19 protein-coding genes are annotated in these 17860 nt (G+C 73.1%); 5 read left to right on the top strand and 14 right to left on the bottom strand.

The features are described 5' to 3' along the window. The first annotated feature begins 3 nt into the window (after positions 1 to 3). Both ABD086_RS07350 and ABD086_RS07345 read left to right on the top strand, forming a co-directional pair. Entirely contained in the window at positions 4 to 879 is an 876-nt protein-coding gene (locus ABD086_RS07350; RefSeq protein ID WP_343906833.1) for a 1,4-dihydroxy-2-naphthoate polyprenyltransferase, read from the top strand. 16 nt (positions 880 to 895) lie between these two features. After that, positions 896 to 1027: a hypothetical protein gene (locus ABD086_RS07345; protein WP_343906832.1), complete on the top strand. Its 132-nt coding sequence runs from the start codon at positions 896 to 898 to the stop codon at positions 1025 to 1027. A 4-nt stretch (positions 1028 to 1031) separates the two neighbouring features. On the opposite strand, the gene ABD086_RS07340 is transcribed toward ABD086_RS07345, so the two are convergent. Next, complete coding sequence (locus ABD086_RS07340; RefSeq protein ID WP_343906831.1) at positions 1032 to 1325, bottom strand: DUF4229 domain-containing protein; 294 nt, start codon at positions 1323 to 1325, stop codon at positions 1032 to 1034. Positions 1326 to 1368: 43 nt separating this feature from the next. Here ABD086_RS07340 and ABD086_RS07335 point away from each other — a divergent pair, with 43 nt between their 5' ends. Continuing rightward, entirely contained in the window at positions 1369 to 1578 is a 210-nt protein-coding gene (locus tag ABD086_RS07335; RefSeq protein WP_343906830.1) for a hypothetical protein, read from the top strand. A 264-nt stretch (positions 1579 to 1842) separates the two neighbouring features. Here ABD086_RS07335 and ccsB read toward each other — a convergent pair whose 3' ends face one another. The 6 genes from ccsB to hemL all read right to left on the bottom strand — a co-directional run bounded on the left by ccsB (position 1843) and on the right by hemL (position 7827). Continuing rightward, entirely contained in the window at positions 1843 to 2835 is a 993-nt protein-coding gene (gene ccsB, locus ABD086_RS07330) for a c-type cytochrome biogenesis protein CcsB (RefSeq protein WP_343906829.1), read from the bottom strand. A gap of 67 nt (positions 2836 to 2902) precedes the next feature. Further along, a complete protein-coding gene (gene resB, locus ABD086_RS07325) occupies positions 2903 to 4489 on the bottom strand; it encodes a cytochrome c biogenesis protein ResB (RefSeq protein WP_343906828.1) in 1587 nt (528 codons plus the stop codon). Further along, positions 4486 to 5247, bottom strand: coding sequence for a cytochrome c biogenesis CcdA family protein (locus ABD086_RS07320; protein WP_343906827.1), 762 nt, complete (start codon positions 5245 to 5247; stop codon positions 4486 to 4488). The genes resB and ABD086_RS07320 overlap by 4 nt, the downstream gene beginning before the upstream one ends. 5 nt (positions 5248 to 5252) lie before the next feature. Next, positions 5253 to 5807, bottom strand: a complete 555-nt coding sequence (locus tag ABD086_RS07315; protein ID WP_343906826.1) for a TlpA family protein disulfide reductase — start codon at positions 5805 to 5807, stop codon at positions 5253 to 5255. Positions 5808 to 5809: 2 nt separating this feature from the next. After that, positions 5810 to 6490, bottom strand: a complete 681-nt coding sequence (locus ABD086_RS07310; protein WP_343906825.1) for a histidine phosphatase family protein — start codon at positions 6488 to 6490, stop codon at positions 5810 to 5812. Beyond that, positions 6487 to 7827, bottom strand: coding sequence for a glutamate-1-semialdehyde 2,1-aminomutase (hemL, locus tag ABD086_RS07305; protein WP_343906824.1), 1341 nt, complete (start codon positions 7825 to 7827; stop codon positions 6487 to 6489). Before hemL ends, ABD086_RS07310 begins: the two co-directional genes overlap by 4 nt. 347 nt (positions 7828 to 8174) lie before the next feature. Here hemL and ABD086_RS07300 point away from each other — a divergent pair, with 347 nt between their 5' ends. Next, on the top strand, positions 8175 to 9275 hold the full coding sequence (locus ABD086_RS07300; RefSeq protein WP_343906823.1) for a lytic transglycosylase domain-containing protein: 1101 nt from the start codon (positions 8175 to 8177) through the stop codon (positions 9273 to 9275). A gap of 186 nt (positions 9276 to 9461) precedes the next feature. Here the strand turns inward: ABD086_RS07300 and hemB are convergent, their stop codons facing one another. The 7 genes from hemB to ABD086_RS07265 form a co-directional block, all read right to left on the bottom strand. After that, positions 9462 to 10445, bottom strand: coding sequence for a porphobilinogen synthase (gene hemB, locus ABD086_RS07295; protein ID WP_343906822.1), 984 nt, complete (start codon positions 10443 to 10445; stop codon positions 9462 to 9464). Then, positions 10442 to 12061 carry a bifunctional uroporphyrinogen-III C-methyltransferase/uroporphyrinogen-III synthase gene (locus ABD086_RS07290; RefSeq protein WP_343906821.1) on the bottom strand — a complete coding sequence of 540 codons (1620 nt, stop codon included), beginning with the start codon at positions 12059 to 12061 and terminating at the stop codon, positions 10442 to 10444. The genes hemB and ABD086_RS07290 overlap by 4 nt, the downstream gene beginning before the upstream one ends. Beyond that, positions 12058 to 13005 carry a hydroxymethylbilane synthase gene (gene hemC, locus ABD086_RS07285; protein WP_343906820.1) on the bottom strand — a complete coding sequence of 316 codons (948 nt, stop codon included), beginning with the start codon at positions 13003 to 13005 and terminating at the stop codon, positions 12058 to 12060. Before hemC ends, ABD086_RS07290 begins: the two co-directional genes overlap by 4 nt. After that, a complete protein-coding gene (locus ABD086_RS07280) occupies positions 13002 to 14294 on the bottom strand; it encodes a glutamyl-tRNA reductase (RefSeq protein WP_343906819.1) in 1293 nt (430 codons plus the stop codon). The genes hemC and ABD086_RS07280 overlap by 4 nt, the downstream gene beginning before the upstream one ends. Then, complete coding sequence (locus tag ABD086_RS07275) at positions 14291 to 14965, bottom strand: redox-sensing transcriptional repressor Rex (protein ID WP_343906818.1); 675 nt, start codon at positions 14963 to 14965, stop codon at positions 14291 to 14293. Before ABD086_RS07275 ends, ABD086_RS07280 begins: the two co-directional genes overlap by 4 nt. 173 nt (positions 14966 to 15138) lie before the next feature. Next, positions 15139 to 15375, bottom strand: a complete 237-nt coding sequence (locus ABD086_RS07270) for a glutaredoxin family protein (protein WP_343906817.1) — start codon at positions 15373 to 15375, stop codon at positions 15139 to 15141. Continuing rightward, positions 15372 to 16901 (bottom strand): class I adenylate-forming enzyme family protein, encoded by a 1530-nt coding sequence (locus ABD086_RS07265; protein WP_343906816.1) that lies wholly within the window; start codon positions 16899 to 16901, stop codon positions 15372 to 15374. Before ABD086_RS07265 ends, ABD086_RS07270 begins: the two co-directional genes overlap by 4 nt. A gap of 43 nt (positions 16902 to 16944) precedes the next feature. On the opposite strand from ABD086_RS07265, the gene ABD086_RS07260 reads away from it, so the two are divergent. Then, complete coding sequence (locus ABD086_RS07260; RefSeq protein WP_425571565.1) at positions 16945 to 17823, top strand: HAD family hydrolase; 879 nt, start codon at positions 16945 to 16947, stop codon at positions 17821 to 17823. Positions 17824 to 17860 lie beyond the last annotated feature (37 nt).

Genomic DNA, 17860 nt, shown 5'->3' with positions numbered 1-17860 from the left:
GTCGTGGCAACTTCCGCGCAGTGGCTCGCCGGCGCCCGGCCGCGCACCCTCCCCGCAGCCGTCTCGCCGGTGCTCGCCGGGACCGGCGTCGCGGCGTACGCGGACGCCTTCGTGTGGTGGAAGGCGCTGCTCGCGCTCGTCGTCGCGCTGGCGCTGCAGGTGGCGGTCAACTACGCCAACGACTACTCCGACGGCATCCGCGGCACGGACGCCGAGCGCGTGGGGCCGATGCGGCTGGTGGGCTCCGGTGCCGCCGCTCCGGGGGCGGTGAAGCGGGCGGCGTTCCTGGCCTTCGGTGTGGCCGGCGTCGCGGGGCTCGCGCTGGCCGCGACCACCGCGTGGTGGCTGGTCCTCGTCGGCCTGGTCTCCGCGCTCGCCGCCTGGTTCTACACCGGGGGCTCGCGCCCGTACGGCTACCTCGGCCTCGGGGAGGTCATGGTGTTCGTGTTCTTCGGGCTGGTCGCCGTCATCGGCACGGCGTACGTCCAGACCGAGACGTGGGAGTGGGCCGCGCTGTGGGCCGCCGTCGGGGTGGGTGCCCTCGCCTGCGCGATCCTGGTCGCGAACAACCTGCGCGACATCCCCACCGACACCGTCGCCGGCAAGCGCACCCTCGCGGTGCTCCTCGGGGACCGGCGGACCCGGCTCCTCTACGCGCTGCTCGTGGTCGTCGCCGCCGCCGCGGTCGTGCTGGTCGCGCTGGCCACGTCGTGGTGGGCGCTGCTCGGGCTCGGCTTCCTCGTGCTCGCCGTCCCGGCGTGCCGCACCGTGCTCGGCGGGGCGACCGGCCCCGGGCTGATCCCGGTCCTGCAGTCCACCGGCCTCGCCGAGCTGCTCTGGGCGGCGCTGGTCGCGCTCGGGCTCGTCGTCGCCGGCTGAGGGCTACGCTCGCAGCATGCTGTGGATCATCCTGCTGGTCGTGGTGCTGGGCGTGCTCGCCTACCGGTTCCGGGTGCCGCTGCTGGCGAGGCTGCTGGGCCAGGACGAGGCCCGGGTCCGCCGCCAGCTCGGCCGGCGCAAGGACTGAAGCCTCAGGACGAGGGCGACGAGGGCGACGACGGGTCGTCGTCGGCGTCCTCCTTGGCCTTCATCTCCTCGATCTTGGCGGTCATCGCCGCGGCGCGGGTCTGCACCCGCCGGGCCAGCGCCTCGCGCTGGTGGTTCAGCACGACGTACGAGCCGATGCCGCTCACCAGCAGCGCGATCACCAGCGACCACAGGATCGGGACGGTGTCGGTGAAGAGGAACCAGACCCCCAGGACGATCCCGAACGTCGCAGCGAACAGCACCAGCCGCAGGGCGGTGTAGATCCAGAACTCCTTCACGGATTCAGGGTAGGCGTGACCACCCGGTGCCTACTCTGGGGGTGTGCTGAAGTTCCTGCTGTTCGTGATCCTCGTCGCGATCGTCGTCTACCTCACGGTGCGCGCGATCCAGCGGCGCGGGGTCACGCCGCCGGCGCCCCGCCGGCCCCGGCCCCAGCAGCAGCCGCCGCGCGTGATGGGGCCCGACGACGACCCGGACTTCCTGCGCGACCTGGACCGGAAGCGTCGGCATCCCGAGGATCCCGAGGCGTAGCGAGCGCACCGCAGCCGGTCGAGTCGGCGCGAATGCAGACCCGCAGCCGGTCGAGTCGGCGCGAATGCAGGCCCGCAGCCGGTCGAGTCGGCGCGAATGCAGACCCGCAGCCGGTCGAGTCGGCGCGAATGCAGGCCGCTCGACGGCAGTAGCGCCGACTCGGCACCCCCGGGAGCTGCAGTAGCGCCGACTCGGCACCCTCACGACCTGCAGTAGCGCCGACTCGGCACCCTCACGACCTGCAGTAGCGCCGACTCGGCACGCTCACGGAGTGGTGGGGACGGTGCCCACGGTCACCAGCGCCGGCGCACCGGCGTACGAGTGCTGCGACGTGGTCGAGAAGTAGTTGATCCCGATGAAGTTGAACCACAGCGTCGCCACGCCCACCAGCGCGAGGATCGCGGCGTTGCGGCCCTTCCAGCCGGCGGTGGTGCGGGCGTGGAGGTACGCCGCGTAGACGACCCAGGTGATGAAGGCCCACACCTCCTTGGGGTCCCAGTTCCAGTACGACGACCAGGCCTGGTGCGCCCAGATCGGGCCGGTGATGAGCACCGCGAACGTCCACACCGGGAAGCCGAAGGCGTGCAGCCGGTAGGAGACCCGGTCCAGGACCTCGGGCTTCGGCAGCCGCGCGACGTAGCCGGTGGTGCGGGAGGCGCCGCGGGCCTTGACCAGGTACAGCGCCGAGGTGATGCCGCCGAGGGTGAACGCGCCGGTGGCGATGATCGCCGAGACGACATGGATCACCAGCCAGTACGACGACAGCGCCTCGGTCAGCGGCGCGACCGGCGCGTAGAGCCAGATCACCGCGACCATGAGCACGGCCAGGACGAAGGCCAGGACGACCGGGGCCATCCAGGCGAGCCGCAGCCTGCGGTGGAGCGCGACGTACAGGAACGCGACCACGAACGTGCCGGTCAGCGTGAACTCGTACATGTTGCCCCACGGCACCCGGTTCGGGTCGGCGGCCATGCCGCGCGCTACCAGGCCCACGAGCTGGATGGCGACGGCGAGGCAGGTGAGCAGGTAGCCCAGCCGGCCGAACATCGCCGGGCGGCGTCCGCTCGCCTCGTCCGCCGGAGCCGGGCCGGTGTCGACGAGGACGCCGCCGGCCGGCGCGGCCGCGGCCGACGCCGAGACGGGCACCTTGCGCAGCGAGGCCCACTCGACCAGGTGGGCGAGCAGGGCCAGGAAGTACACGAGCCCGCAGGCCGCCACGGCCTGGTTGCTGAGACTCTCCCACGCGGCGTCGGTCATGCGGGGTCCCCGGCAAGTTGTGCGCGGAAGGAGCGCAGCGGGGGGAGCGCAGAACTTGCTGGGGTGCTCACGACTCGTCCTCTCGTCGGTTCTGGATCGCGGCCACGACCTCGTCCACCACGGCGGCCATGTCGCCACCGCCGGACCGGTCGAGCGCGGCGACCTCCACCAGTGTGCCGCCCCCCTCCCTGCGGGCGCGAACCCACACCCGCCGGGGCCGGATGAACAGCGACCCGAGCAGCCCGAGCAGCGCGAGCACGACGCCCGCGAGCGCGATCCACTTGCCGGGGGTCTGGCTGATCTGGATCTTGTTCCAGCGCTGGAGCCCGTCGAAGCTGACGGTCCCGAGCCCGTTGGGCAGCGATACCGTCTGGCCCGGCCGCAGGTCGATCCGGTACGGCGCGCCGTTCTTCTTGGTCAGCATCGTGGTGCGGGCCTTGTCGAGCGCGTACACCGACTGCGGCGCCCCGGTGTCCATGCCGAGGTCGCCGGTGTAGACGAGCATCGAGACCATCGGGTCCAGCGGCTTGCCGAGCAGGGAGTAGTAGCTGCCGGTCTGCTTCGAGAACGCGACCGTCGGATAGAACTCGCCCTCGAGCCCGATCTGGGTCGGCTCGGCGTCCGGCGCCTTGACCACGCCGATGGACTGGAAGCTCTGGTCCACCGGCAGGAAGACCGTGGGCCCGCTGTAGACCTCGTCGCCGTTGCCGTCCTTGACGGTGATCACCGGCGCGTAGCCGTGGCCGATGAGGAAGACGTCGGTGTTGCCGATGCTCAGCGGGTGGTTGACCTTGAGGTCGTACTTCTTCTCCGGGGAGCCCGGGGTCTCCTGGTAGCTCAGGTGGGACTCGAACCCGCGCGCCATCCCGGCCCGGGGCCCGGTGGTCAGCCAGTCGACGTCGAAGTCGTCGATGGTGAACGAGAACGGCTCCATGCCGCTCGCGTGGAACAGGCTGCCGGGGTCGAAGTCGTCGTACTGGGTGAGGTTGTTGGAGAAGCCGTACTGGTCGCCGACCAGCAGGATCACGCCGCCCTTGTAGCCGAACATGCTGCCCAGCGCGAAGCCGACGAGCACCACCAGCACCGAGAGGTGGAAGACCAGGTTCCCCGCCTCGCGCAGGTAGCCACGCTCCGCTGACACCGCGTCCCCGTCGACCGTCAGCCGGTACCGCCGCTTCCGCAGCGCGGTGCGAGCCCGCTCCAGCACGACGTCCGGCGCCTCGGCGGTCGCGTACGTCGCGTGCTCGGGCAGCCGGGTCAGGTTGCGGGGCGCCGCGGGTGGCTTGGCCCGCAGCCCGCGCCAGTAGTGGAACGTGCGGGGCACGATGCAGCCGACCAGCGACAGCATCAGCAGGATGTAGATCGCCGAGAACCACGGGGAGTCGTAGACCGAGAACAGCCCGAGCCTCTCGTAGACCGGCGTCAGCTTCGGGTGGTCGCTCTGCCAGTTCGACGTCTTGAGGGAGTCGACGCCCTCCTGCGGGATGATCGAGCCCGGGATCGCCGCGAGCGCGAGCAGCAGCAGCAGGATCAGTGCGGTGCGCATCGAGGTGACCTGGCGCCAGGTCCAGCGCAGCAGCTCCCGGACGGACAGCTCGCCGGGACGGCGGTCGTCCTCGGGCGGCCGGGTGCTCAACGACGTGCGCGTGCTCATACGACGGTCTCGGAGCTCTGCACCAGGCGCACCTGCAGCCAGCTGACCGCCTCGGCCCACCAGCCGGTGAGCAGGAGGACGCCGACCGCAACCAGCATCAGGCCGCCGGCGCGCATCACCCAGACCTGGTGGCGCCGGATCCAGCCGATCGCCGAGAGCGACTTCTCGTAGGCCAGCCCGGCGAGGATGAACGGCACCCCGAGCCCGAGCGCGTAGACCGCGGAGAGGAACGCGCCGCGCGCGGCGGTGCCCTCCTGGAGGGCGAGCGTGCTGATCGCGGCGAGGGTCGGGCCGATGCACGGCGTCCACCCGAGCCCGAACAGGAAGCCCAGCACCGGCGCGGCCGCGAGCCCGACGGCGGGCACCGTGTGCACCCGCCACTCGCGGTTCAGGAACGGCAGCCAGCCGCCGAACGCCAGGCCGAGCACGATCATCAGGACCCCGAGCACGATCGAGAGCTGGCGGCTCCAGGTGACCAGCCACGCGCCGAGCGCGCCGGTCGCCGTCCCGAGGATCACGAAGACGACCGTGAAGCCGACGACGAACAGCAGCGAGCCGAGGAACATCCGGCCGCGCCGCGAGCCGGCGACGCCGTTCGCGAGGTCGGCGCCGGACAGCCCGGTGGCGTAGGAGAGGTAGCCCGGCAGCAGCGGGATCACGCACGGGGAGAAGAACGAGACCAGCCCGGCGACCAGGGCCACCGGGACGGCGAGGACCAGGGACCCGGAGGCGGCCTGGGTCTGGAACCACTCAGCCATCGGGGTCAGCCGTCGATCTCGTCGACCAGGTCGACCAGGGTCTGCCGGGACGGGAGCGCGCCCAGGATGCTGGCGGCGATCCGGCCCTCGTCGTCGAGGACGACGAACGACGGGATGGAGTTCGGGCTGAGCGTGCCCTGGAACTGCAGCATCGCCTTGCCGTCGGGCGAGTACACCGACGGGTACGGCACGTCGAAGCGCCTGACGAACGCCTGCCCGGTGGCGGTCGAGGCGTCGCGCAGGTTGATCCCGACGAACTGGGCCCGGGCGCCGATCTGGTCCGCGGCGGCCACGACGTCGGGTGCCTCGCCGCGGCACGGCCCGCACCAGGAGCCCCAGACCACGACGACGACCGGCTTGCCGCGGTAGTCGGCGAGGTCGATCGGCTTGCCGTCGAGGTCGGTGCCCCGCAGGTCGACCGGGTCGCCGCGGTCCACCGCCTTGACGATGTTCACGTCGCCGCCGCCGGTGACGAAGCCCTTGTCCCCGGTGCCCTGCAACGAGGTGCAGCCGGTGAGGAGGAGCAGGCAGCCGAGCACGGCCGCCAGGACGGAACGCACGGTCAGGGCCTCTTCTCCTCGGGCGCGTCGCCGGCCGAGAACGGCGCCTTCTTGTCGCGCACCGGGATCAGGTCCCCGGCGGGCTCGGAGTAGCTGACCTGGGTCAGCCGGTCCCCGACGAAGTGGAAGGAGGTGAGCGAGCACAGGGTGCACTGGCGCTTGCGGGGGTCGTGGAGGAACGAGCGCTTCTCCACGTGCAGCCGGGTGGTCCAGATCGGGAGCTGGTGGGACACGATCACGGCCTCGTGGCCGGCCGCGGTCTCCCGGGCGTCGTGCACCGCCGCCATCATCCGCGCGACGATGTCCTTGTAGGGCTCGCCCCAGGACGGCTTGAGCGGGTTCCAGAGGTACCGCCAGGTGCGGGGGTCGCGCAGCGCGTTCTCGCCGCCGGCGAACCGCTTGCCCTCGAACACGTTGGTCGACTCGATCACCCGCGGGTCGGTGACGATCTCGAGGCCGCGCGCGGTGGCCAGCGGCTGCGCGGTCTCCTGGGCCCGCTCCAGCGGCGAGACCCGCAGGTGGGTGATGTCGCGGTCCTTGATCGCGTCCGCGACCTTCTCGGCCATCTGCCGGCCGAGGTCGGAGAGGTGGAACCCGTCGCGGCGCCCGTACAGCACGCCGTCGGGGTTGTGGACCTCGCCGTGGCGCAGCAGGTGGACGATCGTGTCGGGGGTCTGGCTCACGGCGTCGCTCCTGACGTCTGCTGGGCCTGCGCCGCGGCTCGGGCGGCGTGCGGAAGGGCGTCGAGCACGGTCTGCACCGCGCGGTCGTCGTGCGCGGAGGAGAGGAACCACGCCTCGAACGCCGACGGCGGGAGGTAGACCTTGTGGTCGAGCATGGCGTGGAAGAACGCGGCGTAGGCCGCCTGGTCGGTCCGCGCGGCGTCATCGAAGTCCCGCACGGCGCCCTCGGTGAGGAACACCGAGAACATCGTGCCGGTGGCCTGGACGACGTGCGCGACGCCCGCCTTGCTGAGCTCGTCGGAGGCCGCGGTCTTGACGGTGTCGGCGGCGGCGCCGACGTGGGCGTAGACCTCGTCGGTCGCGAGCCGGAGCGTGGCGAGCCCGGCGGTCGTGGCGATCGGGTTCCCCGAGAGCGTGCCGGCCTGGTAGACCGGGCCCTCCGGCGCGAGCCGGGACATGACGTCGGCGCGGCCGCCGAAGGCAGCGGCCGGGAAGCCGCCGCCCATGACCTTGCCGAACGTCATCAGGTCCGGGCGCCAGCCCTCCACCGCGCCGTCCAGCCCCCACTGGCCGAGCCTCGACGCCCGGAAGCCGGTCATCACCTCGTCGCTGACGAACAGCGCGCCGTGCGCCCGGCAGGTCTCCGCCAGGAACCGGTTGAAGCCGGGCTCCGGCGGGACGACGCCCATGTTGCCGGGGGCCGCCTCGGTGATCAGGCAGGCGATCCGGTCGCCGTGCTCGGCGAACGCCGTCTCCACGGCCGTCCGGTCGTTGTACGGCAGCACCAGGGTCAGGGCGGTCGAGGACTCGGGCACCCCCGGCGTACCGGGCAGCGCGAACGTCGCGAGCCCGGAGCCGGCGGACGCCAGCAGCGAGTCCACGTGCCCGTGGTAGCAGCCCGCGAACTTCACGACGACGTCGCGGCCGGTGAAGCCGCGGGCGAGCCGGATCGCGGACATGGTGGCCTCGGTGCCGGAGGAGACGAACCGGACCCGCTCGACGGGCGCGCGGGCGACGATCTCCTCGGCGAGCTCGACCTCGGGCTCGGTGGGGGCGCCGTACGACGTCCCGCGCCGGACCGCGTCGAGCACCGCGGCCTGCACCTCGGGGTGGGCGTGCCCGAGCAGCATCGGTCCCCAGGAGCAGATCAGGTCGACGTACTCGTTGCCGTCGACGTCGGTCAGCCAGGCGCCCTGCGCCGAGCGGATGAACCGCGGGGTGCCGCCGACCGCGTTGAACGCGCGCACCGGGGAGTTCACCCCACCCGGGGTCACGGCGCGGGCGCGCTCGAAGAGCGCGGCGGAGCGGACGGGGTCCGCGATCGACGGGACGGTCACCGGGTCATTGTCGCTGAGCGCGCCAACCGGGCATCATCGAGGGTGCGCCGCGCTCGTGGGAGCGTGGCACAGACCACGCGGCGGCGAGATCCGGAACGCGTTTCACCGTCACGACCGCCGGGAATGGTCGTCCCGTGACCGACGGCCCGAAGCATCGACGTGAGCCCGACCGTAACTGGTGGGTAACACGCTCGTTGGTTGGGGCACCGCGTGACGAGGGACACGCGTTTGTCGTGGGAACAGGGAGAGCAACGATGTCGAATGCGCGCTTCGGCCGTGGCCACAGGGCCATGGCTCTCGTGCCGTTGGCCGTCCTTTCGGCCGCGTGGACGGCCAGCATCGCCGGCGTGAGCGCCACCACCGCCAGCGCCAGCGCCGAGCCGGAGACCCTGCTGCCGGACGGCTCGACCGTGCCGACCCAGGCGATCGAGGCACCGGCCAGCGTGTCCAGCTCCGGCGGCGTCGCCCCGGGCGTGCACGGCGACCCCGGCACCGCCGTCGCCACCGCCTCGACCTCGGGGATCCCGGCCGCCGCCCTCGCGGCGTACCAGCGGGCCGAGACCGTCATCAACTCCGCCGACAAGGGCTGCCACCTCTCCTGGCAGCTGATCGCGGCGATCGGCCGGGTCGAGTCCGACCACGGCCGCACCAACGGCAACAGCCTCGACGCCCAGGGCGTCGCCCGGCCCGGCATCTTCGGCCCCGCGCTCGACGGCACCCACGGCACCAGCCGGATCGCCGACACCGACGCCGGGCAGTACGACGCGGACGCGAAGTTCGACCGCGCGATCGGCCCGATGCAGTTCATCCCGTCGACCTGGTCGGTCGTCGGCGTGGACGCCGACGGCGACGGCAAGCGCAACCCGCAGGACATCGACGACGCGGCCCTCGCGACCGCCGTCTACCTCTGCTCCGGCGACGACGACCTGTCGTCCGCATCGGGCCAGCGGGCCTCGGTGTACCGCTACAACCACTCGCAGTCGTACGTCGACCTGGTCCTCTCGATCATGCACGCCTACCTGCAGGGCGAGTTCACCTCGGTGCCGAACGGCACCACCTCCGCCGGCTACCTGGTGCCGGCCGAGCACCAGCCGGCTCCGAAGGGCCCGAAGAAGCACCACCACCACGCGCAGCCGCACGGCCAGCAGAGCAACGGCTCCGGCCCCAGCTCGACCCCGACCGAGCCGCCCACCGAGCAGCCGACTGCGCCCGCCACGCCGGGTGGCGGTGGCGGCAACGGCGGGACCGGCGGCGGTGGCGGCGTCGGTGGCACCGGCGTCCACGTGACCGTCCCGCCGCTCCCCTCGACGTCCGTCTCGCCGGTCGACGAGGTCCTCACCCACGCCCAGGCGATCGCGCAGTGCACGCTGGACGGCTTCGTCGACAACCCCCTCGTGAACGACGACGACTTCGACCAGTGCGTGTACGACTACACGCACAAGGGCTGAGCGCGGGCCAGATCTCCGCGCAATTGCACGGCCACGCTGCCGCTACCGGGCAGTAGGCCAGGCTCAGCGTTCAATTGCGCGCTCACGCGCCAGCACCCGCGCAATTGAACGGCCACGCTGCCGCTACCGGGCAGTAGGCCAGGCTCACCGTTCAATTGCGCGCTCACGCGCCAGAGCAATTGCGCGCTAACGCGCCAGCAGCCGCGCCGCCTCGGCGGCCCAGTACGTGAGGATCACGTCGGAGCCCGCCCGGCGGATGGCGAGCAGCGTCTCGAGGATCGCCGGCTCGCGGTCGATCCAGCCGTTCGCGGCCGCGGCCTCGACCATCGCGTACTCGCCCGAGACGTTGTACGCCGCGACCGGGACGGGGACGGCGTCGCGGACCCGGCGGATCACGTCGAGGTAGGCGAGCGCGGGCTTGACCATGACCAGGTCGGCGCCCTCCTCGACGTCGAGGAGCGCCTCCCGGACGCCCTCGAGGGCGTTGGCGGAGTCCTGCTGGTAGGTGCGCCGGTCGCCCTGCAGCGAGGAGTCCACGGCCTCGCGGAACGGGCCGAAGAACGCGGAGGCGTACTTCGCGGAGTACGCCAGGATCGAGACGTCCGTGTACCCGGCGGCGTCGAGGGCGGACCGGATCACGCGGACCTGGCCGTCCATCATCCCGCTGGGACCGACCATGTGGACGCCGGCGGCGGCCTGCGCGAGCGCCATCTCGGCGTACACCTCGAGCGTCCGGTCGTTGTCGACCCGGCCGTCCGGGGACAGCACGCCGCAGTGCCCGTGGTCGGTGAACTCGTCGAGGCACAGGTCGCTCATCACCGTCAGGGCGTCGCCGACCTCCGCGACCACGTCCGCGATCGCGACGTTGAGGATCCCGTGCGGGTCGCAGGCGCCGGAGCCGACGGCGTCCTTGGCGGACGGCACGCCGAACAGCATGATCCCGCCCAGCCCGAGCGACGCCGCCTCCGCCGCCGCCGCGCGCAGCGAGTCCCGGCTGTGCTGGACGACGCCCGGCATCGAGCCGATCGGCTGCGGCTCGGTGAGGCCCTCGCGCACGAAGACCGGCAGGATCAGCTGCCGCGCCTCCAGCGAGGTCTCGGCGACCATCCGCCGCAGCGCCGGGGTGGTCCGCAGGCGCCGCGGGCGGATGACGGGGCCGAGCTCGGTCATCGGGACGTGCTGGCCTTCCGGCGCGCCGACGGCTTCCGGTCCGACGGCTTGGTGACCGGCTGGCCGGCCTCCACCATCGCGATCCGGCGCGCGGCGCCGAAGTCCGCGAGCGCGTCGACCAGGGCGTCGACGTCCGGGTTCGGGGCCAGGACGTCGACCCGCAGGCCGTGCTCCTCCGCGGTCTTCGCGGTGGCGGGGCCGATCACGGCGATCACCGTCGACGGGTGCGGCTTGCCGGCGATGCCGACCAGGTTGCGCACCGTCGAGGACGACGTGAACACGACCGCGTCGAACTTGCCGGTCTTGATCGCGTCCCGGGTCGGGGCCGGCGGCGGCGCCGCGCGGACGGTGCGGTACGCCGTGACGTCGTCGCACTCCCAGCCCAGGTCGATCAGGCCGGCGACCAGGTTCTCGGTCGCGATGTCGGCGCGCGGCAGGAAGACCCGGTTGATCGGGTCGAGCAGCTCGTCGTACTCGGGCCAGTCCTCGAGGAGGCCGGCGGCCGACTGCTCGCCGGACGGCACCAGGTCGGCGCGCAGCCCCCAGTCCGCGATCGCCTGGGCGGTCTTGTCGCCGACCGCGGCGATCTTGAGGCCGGAGAACGCGCGGGCGTCCAGGCCGTACTCCTCGAACTTCTCGCGGACGGCGCGCACGGCGTTGACCGACGTGAACGCGATCCACTCGTAGCGGCCCTCGACGAGGCCGCGCACGGCCTTGTCCATCTGCTGCGGGTTGCGCGGCGGCTCGACGGAGATGGTCGGCACCTCGTCCGGCACCGCGCCGTAGCCGCGCAGCCGCTGCGAGACCGACCCGGCCTGCTCCTTGGTCCGCGGGACCAGCACCCGCCAGCCGAACAGCGGCTTGGTCTCGAACCAGGACAGCGTCTCGCGCAGGTCGACGACGTCGCCGACGACGGTGACGGCCGGCGGGGCCATCCGGGCGGCGCGGGCGTCCGCGCCGATCCGCTCCAGCGTCGAGGCGACCGTCGTCTGCTCCGTGGTGGTGCCGACCCGGGTCATCGCGACCGGCGTCTCCGGCGCGCGGCCGGCCGCGACCAGCGCCTTGGCGATCTCGCCGATCTGGCCGACCGCCGACAGCAGCACCAGCGTGCGCTTGTCGGCGTACTGCGACCAGTCGACCTTGTCGCCGCAGGTGACGACGGCGACCTCGCGGTGGTCCTTGGTGGTGAGCGGGATGCCGGCGTACGCCGGGACCGCGCTGACCGAGGAGACCCCCGGGACGATCTCGAAGGCCAGGCCGGCCTTGACGCAGGCCTGCGCCTCCTCGGGGCCGGACGCGTAGACGAACGGGTCGCCCGACATCAGGCGGACGACGTTCAGGCCGCGCTTGGCCTGCTTCACGACGACCTTCGCGCGGGCGGCGTGGGTCAGCGGCTGGCCGTCCTCACCGAAACCGCCGTCGACGAGCTCCGGCCCGTCCTCGGTGGCGCCGCACACCGCGCGCACCAGGTCGGCGTGCTCGGGGAGCTCGGTGACCACGACGTCGGCCTGCTGGAGCAGGTCGACGGCGCGCACGGTCAGCAGGCCAGGGTCGCCCGGGCCGCTGCCGACGAACGACACCGAGCCTCGGGTGGTGGTGGTCTTGCCTCGCGTCATGCGTTCTGCCTCTTGTCTGTTGCTGCTGTCAGTCCTGCGGCACCGTCGGCGAGCATCTCGTCCGCCAGCCGGGTCCCGACGCCTTCCGCGTCGGCGGGCTTCCCGGTCGCGGACATCCGCACCGAGAGCGCCCCGTCGGGTGAGAGGGCCACCGCCCGCACCCAGAGCTCCTCGCCGTCCTCCCCCTCGACGACCTCGGCCAGCGCCCCGATCGGCGCCGAGCACCCGCCCTCGAGGGTGGCCAGCACGGCCCGCTCGGCCGTCACCGCGGCGCGGGCGTGCGGGTCGTCCAGGGCCGCGGCGAGCTCGTCCCCGAGCGAGTCGCCGGCCCGGCACTCCACCGCCAGGGCGCCCTGCCCGGGGGCGGGGAGCATCTGGAGCGGCTCGAGCACCTCGGTCGCCTCGTCGACGCGACCGAGCCGGGCCAGCCCGGCCCGCGCGAGGACGACGGCGTCGTACTCCCCGGACCGGACCTTGCCGATCCGGGTGTCGACGTTCCCACGAACGCCGACCACGTCCAAACCGAGGCCGAGCGCGTGCAGCTGGGCGGCCCGCCGGGGCGACCCGGTGCCGACCCGGCTGCCGGCCGGGAGCTCGCCGAGCGTGAGACCGTCCCGGGCGACGACCACGTCGCGCGGGTCCTCGCGGTCGGGGACCGCGACCAGCGCGATCCCGTCGGCGGCGTTCGTCGGGAGGTCCTTGAGCGAGTGCACGGCGACGTCGACGCGACCGTCGAGCAGGGCGTCGCGGAGCGCGGAGACGAACACGCCGGTCGACGCCGCGCCGGCCAGCGGGGTGCCCGCCGCCTGGCTGCGGTCGCCCTCGGTGCTGATCTCGACCAGCTCGACCTCGCGGCCCAGCGTCTCGGAGATCCGGTCGGCGACGAGCCGGGACTGGGTGGTGGCGAGCGCGGAGGCACGGGTGCCGATGCGCACGGCGCTCATGACAGGCCCTCCGGGCGGGTCACCGCGTCCACGGCGTCGGGGTCGAGCGCGAACAGCTCGGCGAGCGCGGCGGCGTAGGACACCGCGCCGGTCTCGTTGGCGAGCTCCTTGACCCGGACCGTCGGCTGGTGCAGCAGCTTGTCGGCGACCCGGCGCACGGTGTGCAGCACCTCGGCGCGGGTCGCCTCGTCGAGGTCGGGGAGCCGGCCGGCGAGCCGCTCCATCTCGGCGTCGACGACCGAGGTGGCCATCGAGCGCAGCGCGACCACGGTCGGGGTGACGGCCGACTGGCGGCGGGCGGTCAGGAACGCCGCGACCTCCTGCCCGACGATCCGGCGCACCTCGAGGACCTCGCGGCCCGCGTCGGAGTCGCGGAGCTCGTCGGCGAGCTCGGCGAGGTTGATCAGCGTGACGCCGGGCAGCTCGGCGACCGACGGGTCGACGTCGTGCGGCAGCGCCAGGTCGATGATCGCGAGCTCGCGGCCGCCGGCGACCGCGGCGGCGACGGTCTGGCGGTCGACGACGACGCCGGTCGCGCCGGTGCAGGACACGAGCACGTCACACATGGCGAGCTCGGCCTCGAGGTCGGCGAGCGCGGCCGCGCGGGCGCCGTACTCGGCCGCGAGGCGGTCCGCGTTGCCGGCGGTGCGGTTGGCGACGGTGACGCTGGCGGCGCCGCGCCGCGCGACGGTGGCGGTGGCGAGCCCGGCCATGGAGCCGGCGCCGAGCACCAGCACACGCTTGCCGGACAGGTCGCCGACGGCGGCGTGGCTGCGGTCCAGGGCGGCGCTGACCAGCGAGGGCGCGGCGCTGTCGATGTCCGTCTCGGCGCGGGCCCGCTTGCCGACCCGCAGGGCCTGCTGGAACAGCACGTTGAGCGCGGGGCCCACGGTGCCGATCTCCTGGCCGGAGCTGAGCGCGTCGCGGGTCTGGCCGAGGATCTGGGCCTCGCCGATCGCCATCGAGTCGAGCCCGGCGACCACCTGGAACAGGTGGGACACCGCGCCGTCGTCGTAGTGCACGTACAGGTGCGGCAGCATCGCCTCGGTGGACTCACCGGCGCGCTCGAGGAGCAGCCGGGAGACCTCCTCGACGGAGCCGTGGAACCGGTCGACCTCGGCGTAGATCTCGACCCGGTTGCAGGTCGCGATGACCGTCGCCTCGGTGACGTGCTCGCAGGCCGCGACGTCGTCGATCAGCTTGTGCACGCCCGCCGTGTCGAGCGCGACCTGCTCGAGCAGGGCGACGGGGGCCGACTTGTGGGACATGCCGACGACCAGGACGCTCATGCCGTCGCCCCCTTGCGCTGCTCGTGGTAGGCGAGGATCTGCAGCTCGATGGACAGGTCGACCTTGCGCACGTCGACCTGGTCCGGGACGTTCAGCACGATCGGGGCGAAGTTCAAGATGCTGGTGATGCCGCAGGCGACCATCCGGTCGGCGACGTCCTGGGCGGCCAGCGCGGGGGTGGCGATGACGCCGATCGCGACGGAGTGCTCGCGGACGATCCGCTCGAGGTCGTCGAACGGCCCCACCTCGAGCCCCGCGACGACCTCGTCGCGCCGGGCGGGGTCGGCGTCCAGCAGGGCGACCACGCGGAAGCCGCGGCTGCGGAAGCCGGAGTAGTTCGCGAGCGCCTGCCCCAGGTTCCCGATGCCGACGATCACGACCGGCCAGTCCTGGGTCACGCCGATCTCCCGGGCGATCTGGTAGCGCAGGTAGTCGACGTCGTACCCGACGCCCCGGGTGCCGTAGCTGCCGAGGTAGGACAGGTCCTTGCGCAGCTTGGCGCTGTTCACGCCCGCGGCGACCGCGAGCTCCTCGCTGGAGCAGGTGCCGATGCCCTGCTCGGACAGCGTGGTCAGCGCCCGGAGGTAGACAGGCAGTCGCGCGACGGTCGCCTCGGGGATGTCCCGTGCACTCTCAGGGGAGGTCCGTGCGGTCACTGCTGCTCTTTCCATGCCAGGGGCTTGGGCCGTCGTCGGGCACGGCAGAGAACGCTCGGATCGAGGGCCGATGCGCACCCGGCGGCTCGTTCACTGTAGGAGTTTGTGAACGCGAGAACAAACCGAGACGGGCCCGTCCCAGCCCGCGGGCCACCCCCTGTGAGATGGCCCACGCCGTCGGCGTGGTACTACCCCTGCAGCGCGGCCCGCAGGCGCTGCTCGTCGACCCGCCAGAAGTCGTGCTGGCGGCCGTCGACGAACGTCACCGGGATCTCCTCGCCGAACCGCTCCAGCAGCGCCGGGTCGTCGTCGATCGAGACCTCGTCGTACCCCTCCCCGAGGTCGGCGCAGACCCGCTCGATCACGGCCCGGGCGTCCTCGCAGAGGTGGCAGCCGGGCCGGGAGTAGAGCGTCACCCGGCTCACTCGAGCAGCCCCAGGTTCCGCCGCCGCTCGATGCCGCGCAGCCGGCCCTTCTGCACCTTGCCGGTGACGGTCTTGGGCAGCTCGTCGACCACCTCGACGCGCGCGGGCTGCTTGAACCGCGCGAGCCGCACGGCACAGTGCTCGTGGACCGCGTCCTCGATCGCCGCCGGGTCGGCGCCCGGGGCGCGGACGTAGGCCACCACGGCCTCGCCGGTCTGCGGGTCCGCGGCGCCGATCACCGCGACGTCCGCGACGCCGGGGACCTCCGCGATCACGTCCTCGACCTCGGTCGGGTAGACGTTGAAGCCGCTGACGATGACCAGCTCCTTGAGCCGGTCGACCAGGAACAGGTCGCCGTCGTCGTGGAGGAACCCCACGTCGCCGGTGGACCACCAGCCGTCCTCGTCCGGGCCGCCGTCGCCGTCGGGCCAGTACCCGCTGAAGAGGTTGGCGCCCCGGACCTGGATCTCGCCGGCATCGTCGCCCTCGGGCGGCCGGCCGGTCTCGTCGACGAGCCGCAGCTCGACACCCGGCAGCGCCGCCCCGACCGAGCCCGGCTCCGGATCGGTGCTGCAGAGCGTGCTGGTGACCACCGGGGCCGCCTCGGTCAGGCCGTAGCCCTGGTGCACCGGGATCCCGGTGCGCGCGGTGAACCGTTCGATCGCCTCCGGCGACAGCGGCGCGGAGCCGGACAGGACCAGCCGCACCGGGCCCAGGTGCTCGGCCAGGTCGGGCTCGTCCTCCCAGTACGCGAACACCGGCGGCGCCACCGGCAGCACGCTGCACGCCTCGTCGTCGATCAGGTGGAGGGTCTCGTGCGGGTCGAACCGCTCGACGAGCACCAGCTTCGCCCGGTGCCGCAGGACTCCGCCGAGCACGGCGTTGAGGCCGTAGACGTGGAACAACGGCAGCACGCCGAGCACCACGTCGTCGCCGTGCATCATCGGCGGCTCGACGGCGGCGACCTGGTCGAGGTTCGCGAGCAGCGCCCGGTGGGTGAGCATCGCGGCCCGGGGCCGGCCGGAGGTGCCGCTGGTGTAGAGCAGGGCGGCGAGCTTCTCGGGGTCCTGGAGCGGCGGCACCGGACGCGCGGGGGCGGCCCGCAGCTCGTCGTACGACGGCTCGCCGATCACCACGAGGCGGGGCGGCGACCCGAGGCCGGACACCGCCTCGCGGACCGCGTCGGCGGTGCTCGCGTCGGCCACCACCACCCGCGAGCCGGAGTCCTCGAGCATCCGGGCGAGCTCCCCGACCGCGGATCCCGGGTTGACCGGGACCGCCACCGCCTGGGCGCGCAGCACCCCTAGGTACGTCGTGACGAACTCGAGCCGGTTGCCGGCGACGATCATGACCCGCTGCCCGCCGACGACGCCGGCGGCTCCGAGCCCGGTCGCGAGCCGCCCGACCTCGTCCTCGAGGGCGGCCCAGGTCAGGGAGCGCCCGCCGGACTCCACCACGGCGAGCCGGTCGGGCTGTTCCCCGGCGGCCACGGCGACCAGCTCGGAGACGTCGTGCACTCCGGACATGCGACGATCCTTCCACAGCGCGTCCGCCGCTACGCTGCGAACTGTGACCGAGAAGCGTCCGCGGCCGCGCAACCTGCAGGTCCGGTCCGTGCTGGCCGGCGAGGCGGCCGCGGCCGCCGCCGAGGTCGAGTCGGCGCTGACCCCGGCCGTCGACGCCGACTCGGCGGCGTTCTTCGACGTCGACAACACGGTGATGCAGGGCGCGAGCATCTTCCACCTGGCCCGCGGGCTGCACCGGCGGCGCTTCTTCACCACCCGCGAGATCCTCGGCGCCGCCTGGAAGCAGGCCTACTTCCGCGTGGTCGGCGTGGAGGACCCCGACCACGTCGCCGACGCCCGCGCCTCGGCGCTGAGCTTCATCGCCGGGCACACCGTGACCGAGCTGCAGGAGCTGGGCGAGGAGATCTTCGAGGAGGCGATGGCCGACCGGATCTGGCCGGGGACCCGCGCGCTCGCGCAGCTGCACCTGGACGAGGGGCAGCGGGTCTGGCTGGTGACGGCCGCCCCGATCGAGATCGCGCAGATCATCGCCCGCCGGCTCGGGCTCACCGGCGCGATGGGGACCGTCGCGGAGCACGAGGACGGCGTCTACACCGGCCGGCTGGTCGGCGACATGCTCCACGGCCCCGCCAAGGCCGAGGCGATCCGGGCCCTGGCCGAGCGCGAAGGGCTCGACCTGCGGCGCTGTTCGGCGTACTCCGACTCCTACAACGACCTGCCGATGCTCTCGCTGGTCGGCGACCCGTGCGCGATCAACCCGGACGCGCGGCTGCGCGCGCACGCCCGGGACCAGGGCTGGCGGATCCACGACTACCGGACCGGCCGGAAGGCGGTGCGCGGCGGCCTCGTCGTGGGCGCCGTGGCGGGGGCCGTGTCGGGCGCGGTGGCCGCCGGATTCGCGCTCAAGGGAAAACGGCATTGATCGTCCGGTTCCCAGATGCGTAACTCCCGTTTACCAT

It is taken from the genome of Nocardioides aquiterrae (assembly GCF_039526625.1).
GTDB lineage: Bacteria > Actinomycetota > Actinomycetes > Propionibacteriales > Nocardioidaceae > Nocardioides > Nocardioides aquiterrae.
The sequence above is the reverse complement of the archived record's forward strand: the minus strand, read 5'-3'. Positions and strand labels throughout refer to the sequence as shown.

Bases quoted from the DNA above. Each gene is read 5' to 3' on its own strand.
- ABD086_RS07345 (WP_343906832.1), top strand. From the start codon at position 896: ATGCTGTGGATCATCCTGCTGGTCGTGGTGCTGGGCGTGCTCGCCTAC.
- ccsB (WP_343906829.1), bottom strand. From the start codon at position 2,835: ATGACCGACGCCGCGTGGGAGAGTCTCAGCAACCAGGCCGTGGCGGCC.
- resB (WP_343906828.1), bottom strand. From the start codon at position 4,489: ATGAGCACGCGCACGTCGTTGAGCACCCGGCCGCCCGAGGACGACCGC.
- ABD086_RS07320 (WP_343906827.1), bottom strand. From the start codon at position 5,247: ATGGCTGAGTGGTTCCAGACCCAGGCCGCCTCCGGGTCCCTGGTCCTC.
- hemB (WP_343906822.1), bottom strand. From the start codon at position 10,445: ATGACCGAGCTCGGCCCCGTCATCCGCCCGCGGCGCCTGCGGACCACC.
- ABD086_RS07290 (WP_343906821.1), bottom strand. From the start codon at position 12,061: ATGACGCGAGGCAAGACCACCACCACCCGAGGCTCGGTGTCGTTCGTC.
- hemC (WP_343906820.1), bottom strand. From the start codon at position 13,005: ATGAGCGCCGTGCGCATCGGCACCCGTGCCTCCGCGCTCGCCACCACC.
- ABD086_RS07280 (WP_343906819.1), bottom strand. From the start codon at position 14,294: ATGAGCGTCCTGGTCGTCGGCATGTCCCACAAGTCGGCCCCCGTCGCC.
- ABD086_RS07275 (WP_343906818.1), bottom strand. From the start codon at position 14,965: ATGGAAAGAGCAGCAGTGACCGCACGGACCTCCCCTGAGAGTGCACGG.
- ABD086_RS07265 (WP_343906816.1), bottom strand. From the start codon at position 16,901: ATGTCCGGAGTGCACGACGTCTCCGAGCTGGTCGCCGTGGCCGCCGGG.